Source organism: Leclercia sp. UBA5958, from assembly GCF_002430365.1.
In the GTDB taxonomy this organism is placed as follows: Bacteria; Pseudomonadota; Gammaproteobacteria; order Enterobacterales; family Enterobacteriaceae; genus Enterobacter; species Enterobacter pneumoniae.
Genome location: NZ_DJCE01000011.1, coordinates 319059 through 339021 on the forward strand (window position 1 = coordinate 319059; position 19963 = coordinate 339021).

General features: G+C 53.8%; 17 protein-coding genes. 4 read left to right on the top strand and 13 right to left on the bottom strand.

Annotation, left to right across the window (positions count from 1 at the left end; genetic code table 11):
* Positions 1–26 precede the first annotated feature (26 nt).
* The 6 genes from nuoF to lrhA form a co-directional block, all read right to left on the bottom strand.
* Positions 27–1364, bottom strand: a complete 1338-nt coding sequence (nuoF, locus tag B2Q93_RS16910) for an NADH-quinone oxidoreductase subunit NuoF (RefSeq protein ID WP_046884688.1) — start codon at positions 1362–1364, stop codon at positions 27–29.
* Positions 1364–1864 (bottom strand): NADH-quinone oxidoreductase subunit NuoE, encoded by a 501-nt coding sequence (gene nuoE / locus B2Q93_RS16915; protein ID WP_006176513.1) that lies wholly within the window; start codon positions 1862–1864, stop codon positions 1364–1366. Before nuoE ends, nuoF begins: the two co-directional genes overlap by 1 nt.
* 2 nt (positions 1865–1866) lie before the next feature.
* Entirely contained in the window at positions 1867–3669 is a 1803-nt protein-coding gene (gene nuoC, locus B2Q93_RS16920; RefSeq protein WP_154298765.1) for an NADH-quinone oxidoreductase subunit C/D, read from the bottom strand.
* A gap of 90 nt (positions 3670–3759) precedes the next feature.
* A complete protein-coding gene (gene nuoB, locus B2Q93_RS16925; protein ID WP_032612787.1) occupies positions 3760–4434 on the bottom strand; it encodes an NADH-quinone oxidoreductase subunit NuoB in 675 nt (224 codons plus the stop codon).
* Between the two features lie 15 nt (positions 4435–4449).
* Complete coding sequence (gene nuoA / locus B2Q93_RS16930; protein ID WP_032612789.1) at positions 4450–4890, bottom strand: NADH-quinone oxidoreductase subunit NuoA; 441 nt, start codon at positions 4888–4890, stop codon at positions 4450–4452.
* 631 nt (positions 4891–5521) lie between these two features.
* The gene (gene lrhA / locus B2Q93_RS16935; RefSeq protein ID WP_046884687.1) at positions 5522–6460 is read right to left on the bottom strand and encodes a transcriptional regulator LrhA; all 939 of its coding nucleotides are present in this window, start codon (positions 6458–6460) and stop codon (positions 5522–5524) included.
* Positions 6461–7403: 943 nt separating this feature from the next.
* On the opposite strand from lrhA, the gene alaA reads away from it, so the two are divergent.
* The gene (gene alaA, locus B2Q93_RS16940) at positions 7404–8618 is read left to right on the top strand and encodes an alanine transaminase AlaA (RefSeq protein ID WP_046884686.1); all 1215 of its coding nucleotides are present in this window, start codon (positions 7404–7406) and stop codon (positions 8616–8618) included.
* Between the two features lie 93 nt (positions 8619–8711).
* Positions 8712–9311: a 5'-deoxynucleotidase gene (yfbR, locus tag B2Q93_RS16945; protein ID WP_286933830.1), complete on the top strand. Its 600-nt coding sequence runs from the start codon at positions 8712–8714 to the stop codon at positions 9309–9311.
* A 45-nt stretch (positions 9312–9356) separates the two neighbouring features.
* On the opposite strand, the gene B2Q93_RS16950 is transcribed toward yfbR, so the two are convergent.
* From B2Q93_RS16950 to yfbV, 4 genes are all read right to left on the bottom strand, one after another.
* A complete protein-coding gene (locus B2Q93_RS16950) occupies positions 9357–11189 on the bottom strand; it encodes an SLC13 family permease (protein WP_286933831.1) in 1833 nt (610 codons plus the stop codon).
* 76 nt (positions 11190–11265) lie between these two features.
* Positions 11266–11925 (bottom strand): sugar phosphatase, encoded by a 660-nt coding sequence (locus tag B2Q93_RS16955; protein WP_046884683.1) that lies wholly within the window; start codon positions 11923–11925, stop codon positions 11266–11268.
* Positions 11926–11936: 11 nt separating this feature from the next.
* Entirely contained in the window at positions 11937–12431 is a 495-nt protein-coding gene (locus tag B2Q93_RS16960) for a YfbU family protein (protein WP_040074667.1), read from the bottom strand.
* A 92-nt stretch (positions 12432–12523) separates the two neighbouring features.
* A complete protein-coding gene (yfbV, locus tag B2Q93_RS16965) occupies positions 12524–12979 on the bottom strand; it encodes a terminus macrodomain insulation protein YfbV (protein WP_040074666.1) in 456 nt (151 codons plus the stop codon).
* A gap of 337 nt (positions 12980–13316) precedes the next feature.
* Here yfbV and ackA point away from each other — a divergent pair, with 337 nt between their 5' ends.
* A complete protein-coding gene (gene ackA, locus B2Q93_RS16970; RefSeq protein WP_207292150.1) occupies positions 13317–14519 on the top strand; it encodes an acetate kinase in 1203 nt (400 codons plus the stop codon).
* A 77-nt stretch (positions 14520–14596) separates the two neighbouring features.
* Positions 14597–16741, top strand: a complete 2145-nt coding sequence (gene pta, locus B2Q93_RS16975; RefSeq protein ID WP_040074663.1) for a phosphate acetyltransferase — start codon at positions 14597–14599, stop codon at positions 16739–16741.
* A gap of 45 nt (positions 16742–16786) precedes the next feature.
* Here the strand turns inward: pta and B2Q93_RS16980 are convergent, their stop codons facing one another.
* Genes B2Q93_RS16980 through B2Q93_RS16990 form a run of 3 tightly spaced genes read right to left on the bottom strand, consistent with a single transcriptional unit; the run spans position 16787 to position 19951 of the window.
* The gene (locus B2Q93_RS16980) at positions 16787–17740 is read right to left on the bottom strand and encodes a transketolase family protein (RefSeq protein ID WP_286933832.1); all 954 of its coding nucleotides are present in this window, start codon (positions 17738–17740) and stop codon (positions 16787–16789) included.
* Positions 17733–18563 (bottom strand): transketolase, encoded by an 831-nt coding sequence (locus tag B2Q93_RS16985; RefSeq protein ID WP_286933833.1) that lies wholly within the window; start codon positions 18561–18563, stop codon positions 17733–17735. The genes B2Q93_RS16980 and B2Q93_RS16985 overlap by 8 nt, the downstream gene beginning before the upstream one ends.
* The gene (locus B2Q93_RS16990; protein ID WP_286933834.1) at positions 18560–19951 is read right to left on the bottom strand and encodes a PTS ascorbate transporter subunit IIC; all 1392 of its coding nucleotides are present in this window, start codon (positions 19949–19951) and stop codon (positions 18560–18562) included. Before B2Q93_RS16990 ends, B2Q93_RS16985 begins: the two co-directional genes overlap by 4 nt.
* Positions 19952–19963 lie beyond the last annotated feature (12 nt).

Sequence of the window (19963 nt, forward strand, 5' to 3'; positions counted from 1 at the left end):
AGGAAGAGGTCCGGGGCAAGGGGGAATTACCAGCGTGCTTTAAGCAGGTTCGGCTGAATACCATTGATCGAATGGGTATTACTGAACGGCTGCTTGATGCCTGCTTCGAATTCTTCGCGGAAATATTTAATCGCGCTCTGCAGCGGCTCGACGGCACCCGGTGCGTGGGCACAGAAGGTTTTACCTGGGCCCAGGAATCGACACAGTTGCTCAAGTGTCTCGATATCACCAGGCTGACCTTCGCCACGTTCGATAGCACGCAGAATTTTCACGCTCCACGGCAGACCGTCACGGCACGGCGTACACCAGCCGCAGGACTCGCGGGCAAAGAACTCTTCCAGGTTACGCACCAGCGGAACCATGCCGATCTCGTGGTCGACGGCCATCGCCAGCGCCGTACCCAGACGGCTGCCCGCTTTACCAATGCTTTCGAATTCCATCGGCAGGTCGAGGTGAGCTTCGGTCAGGAAGTCTGTTCCTGCTCCACCCGGCTGCCAGGCTTTGAACTTCAGGCCATCACGCATGCCGCCCGCGTAGTCTTCAAGAATCTCACGCGCGGTGGTACCGAACGGCAGTTCCCAGACGCCAGGATTCTTCACGCGGCCGGAGAAGCCCATCAGCTTGGTGCCGGCATCTTTGCTTGAAGAGATGCCCTGATACCACTCCACGCCATTGGCGAGGATCGCCGGAACGTTACACAGGGTTTCGACGTTGTTAACGCAGGTCGGTTTACCCCACACGCCGGAGCTGGCCGGGAACGGCGGCTTGGAACGTGGGTTCGCACGGCGACCTTCCAGGGAGTTAATCAGCGCGGTCTCTTCACCGCAGATATAACGCCCTGCCCCGGTGTGCACGAACAGTTCGAAGTCAAAACCGGTGCCCAGAATGTTTTTACCGAGCAGACCGGCTTCGGTCGCTTCGGCAATCGCGCGACGCAGGTTTTCTGCCGCTTCGATATACTCGCCGCGCAGGAAGATGTAGCCACGGTAGGCTTTCAGCGCAAACGCGGAGATCAGCATGCCTTCCACCAGCAGGTGCGGCAGCTGCTCCATCAGCAGGCGGTCTTTATAAGTACCCGGCTCCATTTCATCAGCGTTACACAGCAGGTAACGGATGTTCATGGATTCGTCTTTTGGCATCAGGCTCCACTTCAGACCAGTGGAGAAGCCCGCGCCGCCGCGCCCTTTCAGGCCAGCGTCTTTAACCGCATTGACGATCTCATCCGGGGCCATACCGCCGAGCGCCTTGCGCGCGCCAGCATAGCCATTTTTCGCCTGATACTCTTCCAGCCACACCGGCTGCTTGTCGTCGCGAAGACGCCAGGTCAGCGGATGGGTTTCGGGAGTCAGAATAATATTTTTCATTATTTATACTGCTCCAGCAGGTCAGGAATCGCTTCCGGCGTCAGATGGCTGTGAGTGTCCTCATCAATCATCATGGTCGGCCCCTTGTCGCAGTTACCCAGGCAGCAGGTTGGCAGCAGGGTAAAGCGACCATCAAAGGTCGTCTGACCCGGCTTGATATTGAGTTTCTTCTCAATGGCGGCCTGAATGCCCTGATAGCCCGTGATGTGACAAACAACGCTGTCACAGTAGCGGATCACATGGCGGCCTACCGGCTGACGGAAGATCTGGCTGTAGAACGTGGCTACGCCTTCAACGTCACTTGCCGGAATACCCAGCACTTTTGCAATCTCATAGATCGCCCCATCCGGCACCCAGCCACGCTGTTTCTGAACGATTTTCAGCGCTTCAATGGACGCCGCACGCGGGTCTTCGTAGTGGTGCATCTCGTGCTCAATGGCGGCACGCTCTGCTTCACTCAGCTCAAAAGCCTCGGTCTGTGGTTGTTGATTCTCGTGCATAATTAGCGGTCCACATCTGACATAACAAAATCGATACTACCCAGATAAACAATCAGGTCGGAGACCAGACTGCCGCGAATGGCGGCCGGGATCTGTTGCAGGTGCGCAAAGCTTGGCGTACGCACGCGGGTACGGTAGCTCATGGTGCTGCCGTCGCTGGTCAGGTAGTAACTGTTGATACCCTTGGTCGCTTCAATCATCTGGAAGGATTCTTGCGCCGGCATGACCGGACCCCAGGAAACCTGCAGGAAGTGCGTGATCAGGGTTTCGATATGTTGCAGCGTGCGCTCTTTCGGCGGCGGCGTGGTCAGCGGGTGATCCGCTTTAAACGGCCCTTCCGGCATGTTGTTGAGGCACTGCTCAAGGATGCGCAGACTCTGACGCAGCTCTTCCACTTTCAGCATCACGCGGGTGTAGCAGTCGGAAACACCACCGCCAACCGGGATTTCAAAGTCGAAGTTCTCGTAGCCAGAGTATGGACGGGCTTTACGCACGTCGAAATCGATACCGGTAGCGCGCAGACCTGCACCTGTTGTGCCCCACTCCAGCGCTTCTTTCGCGCCATAGGCAGCAACGCCCTGAGAGCGGCCTTTCAGAATGGAGTTGCGTAGCGCAGCTTTCTCGTAGGAGGCGAGACGTTTCGGCATCCAGTCGAGGAACTCACGCAGCAGACGGTCCCAGCCGCGCGGCAGGTCGTGTGCGACACCGCCAATACGGAACCAGGCCGGGTGCATACGGAAACCGGTGATTGCTTCCACCAGATCGTAAATTTTCTGACGGTCGGTAAAGGCGAAGAAGACCGGGGTCATCGCACCGACGTCCTGAATGAACGTGGAGATGTACAGCAGATGGCTGTTGATACGGAACAGTTCAGACAGCATAACGCGGATTACGTTAACGCGATCCGGCGTGGTGATCCCTGCCAGTTTCTCAACGGCCAGCACGTATGGCATTTCGTTAACGCAGCCGCCCAGATACTCGATACGGTCGGTATACGGAATATAGCTGTGCCAGGACTGACGCTCGCCCATCTTCTCAGCACCACGGTGGTGATAACCGATGTCCGGAACACAGTCGACAATCTCTTCGCCATCAAGCTGAAGAATAATACGGAAGGCACCGTGCGCAGACGGGTGGTTTGGACCGAGGTTGAGGAACATGAAGTCCTCGTTATCGGTACCGCGCTTCATGCCCCAGTCTTCCGGCTTGAAGGTCAGCGCTTCCATCTCCAGATCCTGCTTGGCTTTGGTCAGCTCAAACGGGTCGAATTCGGTCGCACGGGCCGGATAATCTTTACGCAGCGGGTGGCCGGTCCAGGTCTGCGGCATCATGATGCGCGTCAGATTTGGGTGGCCATCGAAAGTCATACCAAACATTTCCCAGGTTTCACGCTCATACCAGTTCGCGTTCGGGAAAATTTTGGTGATCGTCGGCAGATGCATGTCGTTTTCAGACAAGGCCACCTTGAGCATGATATCCGTGTTGCGGTCTATTGAGATCAGGTGGTAGAAAACGGAAAAATCCGCCGCGGGTAACCCGTGGCGGTGCGTACGCAGACGTTCATCCATGCCGTGTAAGTCAAACAGCATGACGTAAGGTTTTGGCAATTTCTTGAGGAAATCGACAACTTCCAGTAATTGCTCACGCTTCACCCAAACAACGGGTACCCCGGTGCGGGTGGCCTGAACAGTAAAGGCATCCGGCCCAAAACGGTTGCGCAGTTCGCCAATGACCGGGTCATCCAGGTGATCCCGTGTTTGCCATGCGGCGTCTTGCGCGGTTAAGTCGGTCATATTGTTCACCATTGCAAATGGTCCGTGGTGACTGCCAGGCGGGGCTTCGCGCTATTTGAATAGTGATGTACGAAGCTTTTCTCCACCGCCCGCAGGCGCAAATTAAATTTCGTCAGGCGTACGCAGGTTGGTCACTGCAATACGTTCGCCGCGTTTACGCTCGCGCTCAGACTGCATGTTCGCGCGATAGACACCCTGGTCGCCTACCACCCAGGAGAGCGGACGGCGTTCTTTGCCAATCGACTCCTGCAGCAGCATCAGCGCCTGCATGTAAGCTTCCGGGCGCGGCGGGCAACCTGGGATGTACACATCAACCGGGATGAACTTATCTACGCCCTGGACAACGGAGTAAATGTCGTACATTCCGCCTGAGTTTGCACAAGCGCCCATGGAAATAACCCATTTTGGCTCGAGCATCTGGTCGTACAGACGCTGAATGACCGGCGCCATTTTGGTAAAGCAGGTACCGGCCACCACCATCAGGTCAGCCTGACGCGGAGAGGCACGCAGTACTTCTGCACCAAAACGCGCAACGTCATGCACCGCAGTGAATGACGTCACCATTTCAACGTAGCAGCAAGAAAGACCAAAGTTATACGGCCAAATGGAGTTCTTACGACCCCAGTTGACCATATCGTGCATGGCATTTTCGAGTTTGCCCATGTACACGCTTTTATTGACTTCTTGCTCCAGGGGGTCGGTTACGATCTCCTGTTTTTGCAGGGGGTAACGGTCATTCTCACCGTTAGGATCTATGCGGGTGAGCGTATAATCCATCTTATTGCCTCGCTGTTACTGCTGACGATTAGAGATACTGTTTTCCGGGTTGATACGTTCACGACGTGAACGTGCAGGTGTCCAGTCCAGCGCGCCAATGCGCACCAGATAAACCAGACCGGCCAGTAACACTAAAATGAAAATTGCGGCCTCGACAAAGCCTACCCAACCACTTTCACGAATGGAGGTAGACCATGCGAAAAGATAGAGCGCTTCAACGTCGAAGATGACGAAGAACATGGCTACCAGATAGAACTTGGCAGACAGGCGTAAGCGAGCAGTACCTACAGAATCAATACCTGATTCAAAAGGTGTGTTTTTGTGCCTTGCGCGGGCGCGACCGCCCAGGAACCAGCCGCCGACTAACATCAGGCAGCACAGGCCAATGGCTACAATAAGAAAGATTGCGAATGCCCAGTGATGAGCGATGACTTCTGTGGATGTTGACATACTCATTGCTTACTCATCAAAAGTGATACCGACGACACTGCTCTTGCTGGCAGATGGGCATCACATCGATTCATGGGGAGGAACAAATAACCTTACACCAACTGTCAGAAATGAGACATAGACAGCAAAATGATGTGGTTTTTTACTCCTTTCTATAACCTTTTGTCAACTTTAACAAAGGTTTCTTCACATTAAATTACATCGAACGATTCTCGTTAACATTTAATGCCCTTTAACCCTGGCGGGAACATGACATTTGGTCAACTGCATACTGTTGAATCGTGTCCGTTTTGATGTAAAAAAAAGATTACCCTCCTATTTTGACAGGATTTGTCGCTGATTCCTCCCCCCAAAGAGGAGTATTTTCTTGATCTGAGACACGCTTTTGTTAATTCAATCAAAAAAACGGCAACATCTTCGCTGTTTTTTTAACATGCAAATTGACAACCATAAGCTGTAAGAATGGGAGTAACGAATACAGCGCGTAATCCATATAATCTTGATAAACAATAAAATTAACTTTACTTAACAGAAACTTTTCAAATCGAATTGCAAAAAAAGAACCACAGCGCGCGAAAGTGGCGTCAGTGGCTCTTTTTTAACACTTACATTTTGTTACGAGGAAATTGCCGAACTTTTATTCAAAATCTCCTTCGATGACGAGAGAGTCATCCCCTCCTTCCGGGGTAACATTATTGTACTGCCATGGATTCTGATAATTTTCCATTGCCGAGAAGATGGTTTGCGCTAACTCGTTCTGACTAGTCGCGTTATGACACAGCAAATATTCCGTATCGGGCAGCATCGGCAGCCCGTCTGATTTGCCTAATACTCGCAAATCCGGGCTCATCATCTCAACCGGGCGCGCGGTGACGCCTAGTCCGGCTTTCACCGCCGCACGGACGGCTGGCAGGGTTGTCGCTACGTAGGCGAGACGCCAGGGAATATTGGCGGCATTTAATGTGGCCAGAACCATGTCGCGGAACGGGCTGGGATCATCCATCAGTACCAGCGGGATGGGCTCGCCGCGCTGCAGTTGATACTCGGCTGCACAATACCAGTGAGTGGGTGACGTACGGAGCGTCAGGCAACTGAAATGCTCCATTCGTTGGGTTGTGACAACCAGGTCTACTTCCTGCTCCTGCAGCATCTCCATCATAAACGCATTGCGTTTAACCCTGACGTCCAACGCAATCTTCGGATAAACCGAACTAATACGATTAAGCAGGAAAGGCAAAATAGTATCAGCCGACTCATCAGACGCCCCTACGGTTAAGACACCCTGTAGGTTACTAAACATTAGCGACGTGCAGGCTTCATCGTTGAAGCGAAGTATTTTTCTGGCATAGCCCAGCAACTGAATACCATGTTCAGTCAGGAGTTTGTTGCGGCCGTGGCGGGCAAAAAGCTCTTTCCCGACCAGTTGTTCCAGTCGTTGCATTTGTTGGCTAACAGCCGATTGGGTACGGCAGACTGCCGCAGCCGCAGCTGCAAATGTATTCAGATCGGCGACTGCAACAAAAGTTCTCAGCAGATCGAGATCGAGGTTCAGTATCGGACGATTTGCATTCATCATATCTTTTCACTTACAGGTGGCTCATGCGGAGCTGCCTCGGGTAGAAGCTGTGTGCGTAAAAGTAAAACAGGTCCTTCTGAACAAGAATCCTTGTAATCCCGACCGGCAGACTGCCAGACAGAAAGTTGAAGTCCAGGTATATCCGTCGTCAAACACAACGTATCTGACGATATTTTTATTAGCTTTACGTTCAGTAAATATAAATTTTTACCGGATTAGGTAATGCACGAAAGGCAGTGGCGCTTCAGGCTCAACTTTATCGTAGTCAAGCTAAAGCAGCAATGGGCGTCGCTTCGCTTCTCCGGGTAAAGATAAATCTATTAATAACAATATGCTATTAATGGAGGCATAACTAAGATTTACAACAAGCCGCAATCGCGTACTGCAGGCCTGTTGCATCATCTTAACCTAAATCCATTTTATTTATAAGTCTTATTGCATCCCGGATGATTTAACCCTGTTGATAAGAGTCTAAATTATTTTTATTAATATTAACGAAAGTTACGATTTCACCCTTATTTTGAAATACACAATAATTTAAAAAAAGATTATTCATTAATTATACTTAACATTATATTCACATGATCAACGTTTATATAAAGCGGGATTTGAATCGTGATAATCGCAATTAATTCAGCATTTACGAAAAATTGCCAGGGGAAACCTCTGTATATCGGTTTGCGAAGCCAATGCCGATTCATCCGTTAGTGTAAAATCCAGTAAAAGATGTCACTTGCAAAACTTTACACCAGATTATAACAAACCCGTGGCAGGTCTTATTCGTCGTAACGCAAATAGTAGATTAAAATTTTAATGATAGTTTTTCTTAATTAGCAAAATCTTCTTCTGCTCATGCTTTAAAAAAGGCCTTTCAAGGAGTACATTGTTTCGTGCTGACTTCCACGGCAGGGAGTGGCAATAACAGTTAAAAGGTCAAAGGTTCATGTCCCCTATCGAAAAATCCAGTAAATTAGACAACGTCTGTTATGACATCCGCGGGCCCGTTCTTAAAGAGGCCAAACGCCTCGAAGAAGAAGGCAATAAAGTTCTCAAACTCAATATCGGTAACCCGGCGCCATTTGGTTTCGATGCCCCGGATGAAATACTGGTTGATGTGATCCGAAACCTGCCTACCGCACAGGGCTACTGTGATTCGAAAGGGCTTTACTCCGCCCGTAAAGCCATTATGCAGCACTACCAGGCTCGCGGGATGCGCGATGTTACGGTAGAAGATATCTATATTGGCAACGGCGTATCAGAGCTGATCGTGCAGGCCATGCAGGCGCTGCTCAACAGCGGTGACGAAATGCTGGTGCCCGCTCCGGATTACCCACTCTGGACCGCCGCTGTCTCGCTTTCCAGTGGTAAAGCGGTGCATTACCTCTGTGATGAGTCATCCGACTGGTTCCCTGATCTGGACGATATCCGCGCTAAAATTACCCCTCGCACCCGCGGCATCGTGATCATCAACCCGAACAACCCAACGGGTGCGGTCTATTCAAAAGAGCTGTTGATGGAGATCGTTGAGATCGCCCGTCAGCATAACCTGATCATCTTCGCCGACGAAATTTACGACAAGATCCTTTACGACGAAGCGCAACACCACTCTATCGCCGCGATGGCTCCGGATCTGCTGACCGTCACGTTCAACGGCCTGTCTAAGACCTACCGCGTCGCCGGTTTCCGTCAGGGCTGGATGGTTCTGAACGGCCCGAAAAAGCACGCCAAAGGCTATATCGAAGGGCTGGAAATGTTGGCCTCTATGCGCCTGTGCGCCAACGTACCAGCCCAGCACGCTATTCAGACGGCGCTGGGTGGTTATCAGAGCATTAGCGAATTTATCGTGCCAGGCGGTCGCCTGTATGAGCAACGTAATCGCGCATGGGAGCTGATTAATGACATTCCGGGCGTCTCCTGCGTGAAGCCAAAAGGCGCGCTCTATATGTTCCCGAAAATCGACATCAAACGCTTTAACATCTTTGACGATCAAAAAATGGTGCTCGACTTCCTGCTGCAAGAAAAAGTGCTGCTCGTCCAGGGAACGGCGTTCAACTGGCCATGGCCGGATCATGTGCGCATTGTTACCCTGCCGCGTGAGGATGAACTTGAGATGGCGGTCAGTCGTTTTGGTCGATTCCTCTCTGGGTATCATCAGTAACACCTTCCGGGCTGCCAATGGCAGCCCGATTTGCATCTGCCCGCCCCTCCCCTCACAATGAAGTCTGTCGCCGTGTTAGACAAAAGGTAACCTATGAGTGAGAGTCATTTCTTTGCCCACCTTTCCCGCCTGAAACTGATTAACCGCTGGCCGCTGATGCGCAACGTGCGGACCGAGAACGTCTCAGAGCATAGTCTGCAGGTCGCCATGGTTGCCCATGCGCTGGCCGCCATTAAAAACCGCAAATTCAACGGACAGGTGAATGCAGAGCGAATCGCACTGCTGGCGATGTATCATGATGCTTCTGAAGTGCTGACAGGGGATCTGCCCACGCCGGTGAAGTATTTCAATTCGCAGATTGCTCAGGAGTACAAAGCGATTGAAAAAATAGCTCAGCAGAAGCTGGTCGACATGGTGCCTGAAGAGCTGCGCGATATTTTTGCCCCCCTGATCGACGAATACCAATACAGCGAGGAAGAGAAGTCTCTGGTTAAGCAGGCAGATGCGCTCTGTGCTTATCTGAAATGCCTTGAGGAGCTCTCGGCCGGCAATCATGAATTCTTGCTGGCGAAAACGCGCCTGGAAAAGACGCTGGAAGCCCGTCGCAGTGACGAAATGGATTACTTTATGCAGGTATTTGTCCCGAGCTTCCACCTGTCGCTGGATGAGATTAGCCAGGATTCCCCACTGTAATTTCCGGGCCGGGTGGCGCTGTCGCCACCCGAATTACGCGCGGTATTAAAATGGAAACAGCACCGGGATCAAAATGACGCACACCACCATAACCAGCACGGTAAAAGGCACGCCCAATTTTACGAAATCGCTAAACCGGTAGTTCCCGGGCCCCAGTACCAGCGTGTTAACCGGAGAAGAGACCGGGGTCATAAAGGCGGCTGAAGCGGCCATCGCCACCATCATTGCAAACGGGTAAGGCGAGACCCCCATCGATTTCGCCATCGCCAGCGCAATGGGCGCCATCAGCACAGCCGTGGCGGTATTGGAGATAAACAGACCAATGGTGGCGCACATTACAAACAGGCAGATTAGCATCATGTAAGGCCCATATCCGCCGCCGAGTTCCATCAATCCTTTAACCACCAAATCTACCCCGCCCGTTTTTTGCAGCGCCAGCGCAAAGGGCATCATCCCGACGATGAGTATGATGCTCGGCCAGTGGATTGCCTTATAGGCGCTTTGTGCATCAATACAGCGGAATTTCCCCATCAGCAGGCAGGCGATAATCGCCGCAATCGGGTTAGGGATCTCATCCGTTAACATCAGCGCGACCATCAGCACCAGACAGAAAATAGCATGTGGCGCCTGGCTGTGAGCCGGTGAGGCATCACTCACCTCAACGGGCAGGTTCATGACCACAAAGTCGCGCCCGCGCTGGCCGAGCTGGGAGATAAGTTTCCAGTTCCCCACCACCAGGAAAATGTCGCCCAACTGTAAGGGTTCATCCACCACGGCGCCATCCATTGCCACGCCGTCACGCTTCAATCCCACTACATTGAGCCCATAGCGCGTACGAAAACCGATCTCGCGCATGGTCCTGCCCAGCAGTTCCGATTCGGGAATCAGCGAAATTTCTGCCATCCCCACGTCCAGCGCCTGATCGGAGAAATACTCTCCCCGCAGCACCATCGGCTCCAGCAACTGCTCACTGCAAAATTCACGCAGATCGACATCGGCAGAGGACATGTCGATAAGTAATACGTCACGGGCGCGGAATTCAGATACACCGTTAACATTCACGATCACCCGCCGAAAACGGCGCCAGCGCTCTACCCCAATCACGTTCGCGCCGTATCGTTCACGCAGTTTAAGATCGTCCAGCCGTTGACCAATCAGGGGGGAACCGGGGCGGATAGCCAGACGACGGGCCCGCCCGGTCAGGCGATACTCTTTGATCAAATCGCGAAATGTGCGGCGCTTCCAGCCGTCCCGGGATTTATCCTGCGTTTCGCTCTTCAGGACAAAGCGAGTCAGCAGCATGTAGGCAATACCCAGCACCAGAATCACCAACCCCAGCGGCGTGACGCTAAAAAAGCTAAATCCCTGCAGCCCTTCGCGCAAAAGTTCGCTGTTAACCACCAGGTTGGGTGGCGTTGCTACCAGCGTCATCATGCCGCTGATAAGCCCGGCGAAGCTGAGCGGCATCATCAGGCGTGATGGCGGGATCTGCATCCTCATGCAGACGCTTAACACCACCGGGATAAAGATGGCCACTACGCCGGTGGAGCTCATAAAGGCTCCCAACCCGGCCACGGTCAGCATCAGCAGGATAAGCATTTTGGTTTCGCTGCTGCCTGCGGCGTTCACCAGCCAGGAGCCCATACTGGTGGCGACGCCGGTGCGAACCAGCCCATCACCAATAATAAAGAGTGCGGCAATCAAAATAACGTTCGGATCGCTAAAGCCCGATAACGCTTCGGGGAGCGTGAGGGTGCCGCTTAGCACGAACGCCACTATCACCAGTAATGCCACGGCATCCATGCGCACTTTACCGGTAGCAAAGAGAATGATGGCGAAGACCAGCAGGCTCAATACCCAGATTAATTCACCGTTCACAACAGGTCCTTGTCAGAAAAGAGTGACAGCATACTGCCATAAAAAAGCCCCACAGTTGTGGGGCTAAATCATGGGATTACATTTTCTGCGTCACGGTTACCGTTCCGTCGGCCGTTTTGCTGACCTCAATGGCTGCCAGCGAAGTCAGCACAAAACCGGCTTCATTCAGGCGCGGCGCCGTGGCAGGTACATTCACGGCGATGACATGACACCCCGCCGCCAGCCCGGCAAGGACGCCGGCAGCGGCATCTTCCACCACCACGCACTGTTCTGGTGCCAGCCCTAGCAGCTCGGCGCCCAGCAAAAAGGCGTCGGGCTCCGGCTTGCCCCGAGCGACACGCTCGGCGGTGACAAAGACTTCAGGCGTTGGCAAACCCGCCGCTTTATGGCGGGCGTGCGCCACCGGAACCGAGCCGGAGGTGACGATAGCCCACGGAATCTGTGATTCATTCAGGTGACGAAGCAGCGCGTGCGCGCCTGGAAGCGCGACGATGCCGTCGGTATCCTTCGCCTCTAGCTGCTCCAGCCAGCGAAACTCGGCCTGAATTTCTTCTTCAGTGCTGCCCGCCATAAAGTGACGTAAAGAGGTAATGGCCTGTTTGCCATGGATGAAATGGAGGACTTCATCATGGCTAATACCGTGCCTGTCGGCCCAGCGGCACCATGAGCGCTCAACCACCGGTAAGGAATCCACCAGCGTACCGTCCAGATCAAACAGAAAACCTTTACACTGCACATCGACCTCCGTCAGGCATTAATGATTTGTTGAATTTCGTTGCTGCTCAGATGGTACTGGCGCGGGCAGGCGTGCCAGACGCTCAGCATACGTTGATATTTGTCCCACATCGGGGTCTGGGCATTAAAGCCATGCGTACCGGCATCGAAGTGGGTGTAACGCCCTTCGGTGTTAACCATAAAGCGGACGTAGCTCAGGTAACGCGCTTCGGTGGCAGCATCAAAACCGAGGAAGGTCACACGACGCTCATCAATTATCTGCGCGTCTTTCAGGTTAGCCCATGAGACGTGCAATGCGTGATACATCTCCATGATGTCAATGACAATACGGCAGGTCTCTTCCTTTAATTCGCCAAACTCGCGATCCAGTTCGCGCATCTGCAGGCCAAAGCCACGTTCGACGATAGTCTGCAGGCGGCGATAGCGCTCTGCGTTGTCGGGATCAAGCATGGTCATCATTTTGTACTGATTAGACAAAATCAGACGTTGAGCATTGGTCATTTCCATCATTCGACTCCTGTTGCGCGAAGCAATCTAAAAAAAAGACACGGTAACTAAGGGTTACTGTGCCTTCTTTTAATGATCGTTTCGATGATCAATCACAAATCATCCAGGAATGTTTTATCAAGTTGTTTAAATGCTTTCTTTAGCGTGTCGGCCAGCGCCTGATAATCGGGCTTGCCCTCGACCGGGGCCAGGGCCTGTCCCGCCTCCTGCAACTTGCCGCGTACTTCATAGAACCACTGCAGCACGGACGGGGGGAGCGGCGTGACGGAGCGTTTACCTAACCACCAGAGCCCCTGCATCGGCAGGCTAAGCGCAAACAGCGCGGTGGCGACGGCCGGTCCAAGCTGGCCGCCAAGCGCTATCTGCCAGCAGAGGGTGAAAATGGCAATCGGGGGCATCAGGCGAATGGCGTGACGGGTAGCACGGATCACACGGTTCTCGATAAAGACAGGCGCAAGGCGTTTTTCCAGCGGCCACGTCTTCGAATAGTGCTGTCCCCGGCGAAACAGACTAAAAAAGTTCACTGAGGGGGTTTCGGGTGTCGACATGGCTTTACCTCAACTTCACATATAAAAATTAAAAAATTCGTGCAAATACCCAACTGGTCATGACATCGTTCAAAAACTTTTGTCTTAACTACCCAGTATCAGGTATCCTGTGCCGGCCTGAAAAGGCCCTGGACGATAATCGTAAATTCGTCAAGTTTAAGCACATTATGCCATTGCCGGAAAAATGCGCAAAATGGCATAAAATCTTATGTATTCCTTTCGTCATGCCAAAAAGTACTTTCGGCATGATGTTAATCATAAATGTCAGCGGATTCTTGCGCTACGCTACGATTCTCACTGACGTTTTTTTAGCCACGTATCAATAATAGGTACTTCCATGTCGAGTAAGTTAGTACTGGTTCTGAACTGCGGTAGCTCCTCACTGAAATTCGCCATCATCGATGCGCTCAACGGTGACGAGTACCTCTCTGGTTTGGCCGAATGTTTCCATCTGCCTGAAGCGCGTATCAAGTGGAAGATGGACGGCAGCAAACAAGAAGCGGCTTTAGGTGCAGGCGCCGCTCACAGTGAAGCGCTGAACTTTATCGTTAACACTATTCTGGCACAAAAACCAGAACTGTCTGCTCAGCTGACCGCAATCGGTCACCGTATCGTCCACGGCGGCGAAAAATACACCAGCTCTGTTGTGATCGACGACTCTGTCATCCAGGGCATCAAAGACTCCGCCTCTTTCGCGCCGCTGCATAACCCGGCTCACCTGATCGGTATCGCTGAAGCATTGAAATCCTTCCCGCAGCTGAAAGACAAAAACGTGGCTGTATTTGACACGGCGTTCCATCAGACCATGCCGGAAGAGTCTTACCTGTATGCCCTGCCGTACAAACTGTACAAAGAGCATGGCGTACGTCGTTACGGCGCACACGGCACCAGCCACTTCTATGTTACTCAGGAAGCGGCAAAAGTCCTGAACAAGCCGGTAGAAGAAGTGAACATCATCACTTGCCACCTGGGCAACGGCGGTTCTGTTTCTGCTATCCGTAACGGTAAATGTGTTGATACCTCCATGGGTCTGACCCCGCTGGAAGGTCTGGTGATGGGTACCCGTTCTGGTGACATCGACCCGGCGATTATCTTCCACCTGCACGACACCCTGGGCATGAGCGTCGATGACATCAACAAAATGCTGACCAAAGAGTCTGGCCTGCTGGGTCTGACCGAAGTCACCAGCGACTGCCGTTATGTTGAAGATAACTACGAAGCCAAAGAAGATGCGAAACGTGCTATGGACGTTTACTGCCATCGTCTGGCGAAATACATCGGTTCTTACACTGCACTGATGGACGGTCGTCTGGACGCGGTTATCTTCACCGGTGGTATCGGTGAAAACGCAGCAATGGTTCGTGAACTGTCCCTGGGTAAACTGGGCGTTCTGGGCTTCGAAGTTGATCACGAGCGTAACCTGGCTGCCCGCTTCGGCAAGTCTGGCTTCATCAACAAAGAAGGCACCCGCCCTGCTATCGTTATCCCAACTAACGAAGAGCTGGTCATCGCGCAAGACGCGAACCGTCTGACTGCCTGATTCCACACCGCCAGCCTAGCTGGCGGTGCTGTTTTGAAACCCGCCTGACTTCGGCGGTAGCCAAAAGAGGATAAACCGTGTCCCGTACAATTATGCTGATCCCTACCGGAACCAGCGTCGGCCTGACCAGCGTCAGCCTCGGCGTCATCCGTGCTATGGAACGCAAAGGCGTTCGTCTGAGCGTCTTTAAACCTATCGCCCAGCCACGTGCCGGTGGCGATGCGCCAGACCAGACCACCAGCATTGTTCGTAAGAACTCTAATCTGCCCGCCGCAGAGCCGCTGAAAATGTCCCACGTTGAGTCTCTGCTCTCCAGCAATCAGAAAGACGTGCTGATGGAAGAGATTATCGCCAACTATCACGCGAACGCGCAGGACGCGGAAGTGGTACTGGTTGAAGGTCTGGTTCCGACCCGCAAACATCAGTTTGCCCAGTCGCTGAACTTTGAAATCGCCAAAACGCTGAACGCCGAGATCGTCTTCGTGATGTCTCAGGGTACTGATACCCAGGAGCAGCTGAAAGAGCGTATCGAACTGACCCGTAGCAGCTTCGGCGGCGCGAAAAACACCAGCATCACCGGCGTTATCATCAACAAGCTGAACGCACCGGTTGATGAACAAGGTCGCACCCGTCCTGACCTGTCCGAAATTTTCGATGACTCTTCCAAAGCGAAAGTCGTGAAAATCGATCCGGCAAAACTGCAGGAAACCAGCCCGCTGCCAGTGCTGGGCGCGGTGCCATGGAGCTTTGATCTGATCGCGACCCGTGCCATCGACATGGCGCGTCACCTGAACGCCACCGTGATCAACGAAGGCGATATCAATACCCGTCGCGTGAAGTCTGTCACCTTCTGTGCGCGTAGCATTCCGCACATGCTGGAACACTTCCGTGCAGGTTCCCTGCTGGTCACCTCCGCTGACCGTCCTGACGTGCTGGTTGCTGCCTGCCTGGCCGCAATGAACGGCGTTGAAATCGGCGCTATCCTGCTGACCGGTGCTTACGAGATGGACCCACGCGTAAGCAAACTGTGCGAGCGCGCCTTTGCGACTGGCCTGCCGGTATTCATGGTGAACACCAACACCTGGCAGACCTCTCTGAGCCTGCAGAGCTTCAACCTCGAAGTGCCGGTTGATGACCACGAGCGTATCGAGAAAGTTCAGGAATACGTGGCAGGTTACGTGAACGCAGACTGGATCGAATCCCTGACTGCAACCTCCGAGCGCAGCCGCCGTCTGTCTCCTCCAGCCTTCCGCTATCAGCTCACCGAGCTGGCGCGTAAAGCGGGTAAACGCGTTGTTCTGCCAGAAGGCGACGAACCACGTACCGTTAAAGCAGCCGCCATCTGTGCAGAGCGCGGTATCGCGACCTGTGTGCTGCTGGGTAACCCGGACGAGATCACCCGCGTAGCGGCATCTCAGGGCGTTGAACTGGGTGCGGGCATCGAAATCGTTGACCCGGAAGTGGTACGTGAAAGCTACGTTGCACGTCTGGTTGAGCTGCGTAAGAGCAAAGGCATGACCGAAGCCGTTGCGCGCGAACAGCTGGAAGACAACGTGGTTCTCGGTACCCTGATGCTGGAACAGGACGAAGTTGACGGTCTGGTTTCTGGTGCTGTTCACACCACCGCGAACACCATCCGTCCGCCGCTGCAGCTGATCAAAACCGCCCCAGGCAGCTCTCTGGTCTCTTCCGTGTTCTTCATGCTGCTGCCTGAACAGGTTTACGTTTACGGCGACTGTGCGATCAACCCGGATCCAACCGCAGAGCAGCTGGCTGAGATCGCTATCCAGTCCGCAGACTCCGCTATTGCCTTCGGTATCGAACCGCGCGTAGCCATGCTCTCCTACTCCACCGGCACCTCTGGTGCAGGTAGCGACGTAGAGAAAGTACGTGAAGCGACCCGTATTGCGCAGGAAAAACGCCCAGATCTGATGATCGACGGCCCGCTGCAGTACGATGCCGCCGTGATGGCAGACGTGGCGAAATCCAAAGCACCGAACTCGCCGGTTGCAGGTCGCGCTACCGTGTTCATCTTCCCGGATCTGAACACCGGTAACACCACCTACAAAGCGGTACAGCGTTCTGCAGACCTGATCTCTATCGGGCCAATGCTGCAGGGTATGCGCAAGCCGGTGAATGACCTGTCTCGTGGCGCGCTGGTAGACGACATCGTCTACACCATCGCCCTGACCGCGATCCAGTCTTCACAGCAGCAGCAGTAACTTTTAGCTGCATTAAAAAGGCGACCCGATGGTCGCCTTTTTTATTTAAAGCAGTTCTCTTGCCGCCGACACAATGTCGTGCGCCGTCAGGCCGTACTCGCGTTGCAGGAAGTCCTGCGTGCCCACCTGGCCGTAGCGTTCTTTTACCCCCACCCGCCGCATCGGCACCGGGCACGTTTCCACTAACACTTCAGCCACCGCCGACCCCAGGCCATTGTGAATACTGTGATTTTCACAGGTAACGATACGTCCGGTTTTCTCGGCATAATTTTTCACCAGCATCCGGTCGATAGGCTTCAGGGTGAACATATCGATCACCGCCGCGCTGACGCCCTCCAGTTCAAGCTGCCGCGCCGCCTCCAGCGCCTCTGCGACCATGATGCCGTTAGCAATCAGGGTGATATCGTCTCCTTCGCGTAGCACGTTGCCCTTGCCGATGGTAAAGGTCGAGCCCGGGGCGTAGATGCTCGGGGCTTGCTTACGGATAGTTCGCACCCAGTAAAAGCCCTCAAGGTCAATCAACTGGCGCAGGACATCCTCAAACATGACCGCGTCGGTCACTTCCAGCACCACCGAATGAGCCAGCCCGCGCACAATGCCCATATCTTCAAACGACATATGCGTACCGCCGTTGTGACAAGCGGTAACGCCCGCATCCGAGGCGATGACCTTCACGTTGTTACGCTGATAATCCAGCGACATAAACAGCTGGTCGAAGCAGCGGCGGCTGGCGAAGGCGGTAAAGGTGTGCACAAACGGCTTACGCCCGGTCAGCGACAACCCCGCTGCGGTACCGATGACATTGGCCTCCATGATCCCGCAGTTGATGACGTGCTGGGGATAATCGCGCGCCACGCCGTCCATCGCCATGGAGCTCATCAGATCCGCTTCCAGGGCGATAATTTCACTCCCCGCTTCAATCTGGCTCGCGACGAATCCGGCATAGACTTTGCGCATCTCGACGGCATCTTTTTGTCCTGTGGGTGCAAGCTTAATCATGTGTGGCCTCCAGCTGGCGAATCGTCTCGGTAAGGGCGGCTTTAACGTCATCAGTCAGTCGCAAATGGTGGGAGTTACTGAGCTGCTCCAGATACGGCACCCCCTGCCCTTTGATGCTGTCAAGGATCACGACCAGCGGTCGAGCATCCGCTTCAGGGATGAGCGACGTCACCTCAAGCAGCCCCGGAATGTCGTCCCCTTTGACCTTAACCACGTCATAGCCAAAAGCGCGGAATTTTCCTTCCAGGTCGAAGGCGCAGATGATCTCATCCAGCTCACCGTCTAGCTGTTGTTTATTCCAGTCCACGAAGACCGTCAGGTTATTCAGGCGATGGTGAGCGATAAACTGAAACGCCTCCCAGCACTGCCCTTCGTTCAACTCACCATCGCCCACGATGCAGAAGACGCGATTCGCGCGCCCCGCCAGTTTGTGCGACAGCGCCATTCCGCCGGCAATGGAGATCCCCTGCCCCAGCGAGCCCGTGGTGGCATCCACGCCACGCGTTTTTAGCCTGTCCGGATGGCTTGGCAGCCGCGTTCCGTTCTGGTTCAGGGTGCTAAGTTCCTCAATCGGGAAGTAGCCTTTGATTGCCAGGGTGCTGTAGAGCGCCGGGCCCGCATGGCCTTTGGATAACACAAAATAGTCACGCTCAGGCCAGTCGGAATCGGCAGGATCAATCTTCATTACCGCGCCGTACAGCACCGCCAGCGTCTCTACCACCGACATACTGCCACCATAGTGCCCGAACCCCAGTTGGGTGAGCGATTTCAGGGTGGCAATACGGATCTCGCGTGCCAGTTGGGTCACTTCAGTTACATTCATGATTTGGCTCCGGTATTTTCTTGCGCGCTATTACCCGCACTTTTGTTTTTAGCGAAGAGGTTCCAGGCCACCAGCAGCGCGAACACCGCCACAACCAGACCCGTAATAGCCATTGGCGACAGGTAGCGTGCCAGGTTACCCAGCACAATGCCGATGGCGCCAAAGTCCGCATCAGAGAAGGTGGTGTTGGCGAATCCAATCGCACCCAGCACAGGCAGCAGCAACACCGGCAGGAAGGTAATCAGTACACCATTGGCAAAGGCGCCTATCATTGCCCCGCGACGTCCGCCCGTGGCGTTGCCAAACACGCCTGCGGTTGCACCGGTGAAGAAGTGCGGCACGACGCCCGGCAGGATCAGCACCCAGCTAAACTGCCCGCAGATAAAGAGTCCAACCAGACCGCCGAGGAAGCTAAACAGGAAGCCAATCAGCACGGCGTTAGGGGCATACGGGTAGACCACCGGGCAGTCCAGCGCAGGACGCGCGTTGGGCACCAGTTTTTCGGAGAAGCCGGTAAAAGCCGGAACGATTTCCGCCAGAATCAGTCGCACCCCCTGCAGGATGATAAATACCCCCGCCGCGAAGGTAATGGCCATGATGATGGCGTAGACCAGATAGTTCTGTCCGCCGCTGAAGGTGGCCTCCACGTACTCACGTCCGGCACTCACCGCCATGATCAGATAGATAATCATCATGGTCAGGGAGATGGAGATAGAGCTGTCGCGCAGGAAGCTTAGGTTCTTCGGCAGGTTCATCTCTTCGGTGGAGCGAGAGCCTTTGCCCACCTTGCTGCCAATCCAGCCTGAGAGCACATAGCCCAGGGTACCGAAGTGGCCAAAGGCGATGTCATCATTACCGGTGATGCGCTTCATATAGCGCTGGGCAATGGCCGGGAAGAAGGCCATCACCAGCCCAAGGATCAGTGAGCCGGTGAAGACCAGCCCCACCCCTTCAAAGCCTGCCACCGTCAGGATCACGCCAATCATGCACGCCATATAAAACGTATGGTGCCCGGTCAGGAAGATGTATTTCAGGCGGGTAAAGCGGGCGACAATAATATTCGCCACCATACCGAAGGCCATGATCAGAGCCGTAGAGGCGCCATATTTTTCCAGCGCAATAGAGACGATTGCTTCGTTATTCGGAATGATGCCCTGAATATTAAAGGCATGTTCAAACATACCGCCTAACGGATTAAGCGATCCCACCAGCACGGTGGCTCCGCCACCCAGCACAATAAAACCCAGAATGGTTTTAATCGTGCCTTTCACCACATCCGAAAACCCTTTTTTCTGCGCCACCAGGCCGATTAATGCAATTAAGCCCACCAGCACCGAGGGTACTTTTAAAATATCAACAACGAAGTTCAGCGATTCAAGGATAAACATATCCACCTCGTC

What these genes read in the sequence shown, in the direction of transcription:
- nuoF (WP_046884688.1), bottom strand. Translation starts at nt 1,364, where the DNA reads ATGAAAAATATTATTCTGACTCCCGAAACCCATCCGCTGACCTGGCGT.
- B2Q93_RS16990 (WP_286933834.1), bottom strand. Translation starts at nt 19,951, where the DNA reads ATGTTTATCCTTGAATCGCTGAACTTCGTTGTTGATATTTTAAAAGTA.
- lrhA (WP_046884687.1), bottom strand. Translation starts at nt 6,460, where the DNA reads ATGATGAATGCAAATCGTCCGATACTGAACCTCGATCTCGATCTGCTG.
- nuoA (WP_032612789.1), bottom strand. Translation starts at nt 4,890, where the DNA reads ATGAGTATGTCAACATCCACAGAAGTCATCGCTCATCACTGGGCATTC.
- B2Q93_RS16985 (WP_286933833.1), bottom strand. Translation starts at nt 18,563, where the DNA reads ATGAATGTAACTGAAGTGACCCAACTGGCACGCGAGATCCGTATTGCC.
- nuoE (WP_006176513.1), bottom strand. Translation starts at nt 1,864, where the DNA reads ATGCACGAGAATCAACAACCACAGACCGAGGCTTTTGAGCTGAGTGAA.
- B2Q93_RS16980 (WP_286933832.1), bottom strand. Translation starts at nt 17,740, where the DNA reads ATGATTAAGCTTGCACCCACAGGACAAAAAGATGCCGTCGAGATGCGC.
- yfbR (WP_286933830.1), top strand. Translation starts at nt 8,712, where the DNA reads ATGAGTGAGAGTCATTTCTTTGCCCACCTTTCCCGCCTGAAACTGATT.
- nuoC (WP_154298765.1), bottom strand. Translation starts at nt 3,669, where the DNA reads ATGGTGAACAATATGACCGACTTAACCGCGCAAGACGCCGCATGGCAA.
- yfbV (WP_040074666.1), bottom strand. Translation starts at nt 12,979, where the DNA reads ATGTCGACACCCGAAACCCCCTCAGTGAACTTTTTTAGTCTGTTTCGC.
- ackA (WP_207292150.1), top strand. Translation starts at nt 13,317, where the DNA reads ATGTCGAGTAAGTTAGTACTGGTTCTGAACTGCGGTAGCTCCTCACTG.
- alaA (WP_046884686.1), top strand. Translation starts at nt 7,404, where the DNA reads ATGTCCCCTATCGAAAAATCCAGTAAATTAGACAACGTCTGTTATGAC.
- nuoB (WP_032612787.1), bottom strand. Translation starts at nt 4,434, where the DNA reads ATGGATTATACGCTCACCCGCATAGATCCTAACGGTGAGAATGACCGT.
- B2Q93_RS16960 (WP_040074667.1), bottom strand. Translation starts at nt 12,431, where the DNA reads ATGGAAATGACCAATGCTCAACGTCTGATTTTGTCTAATCAGTACAAA.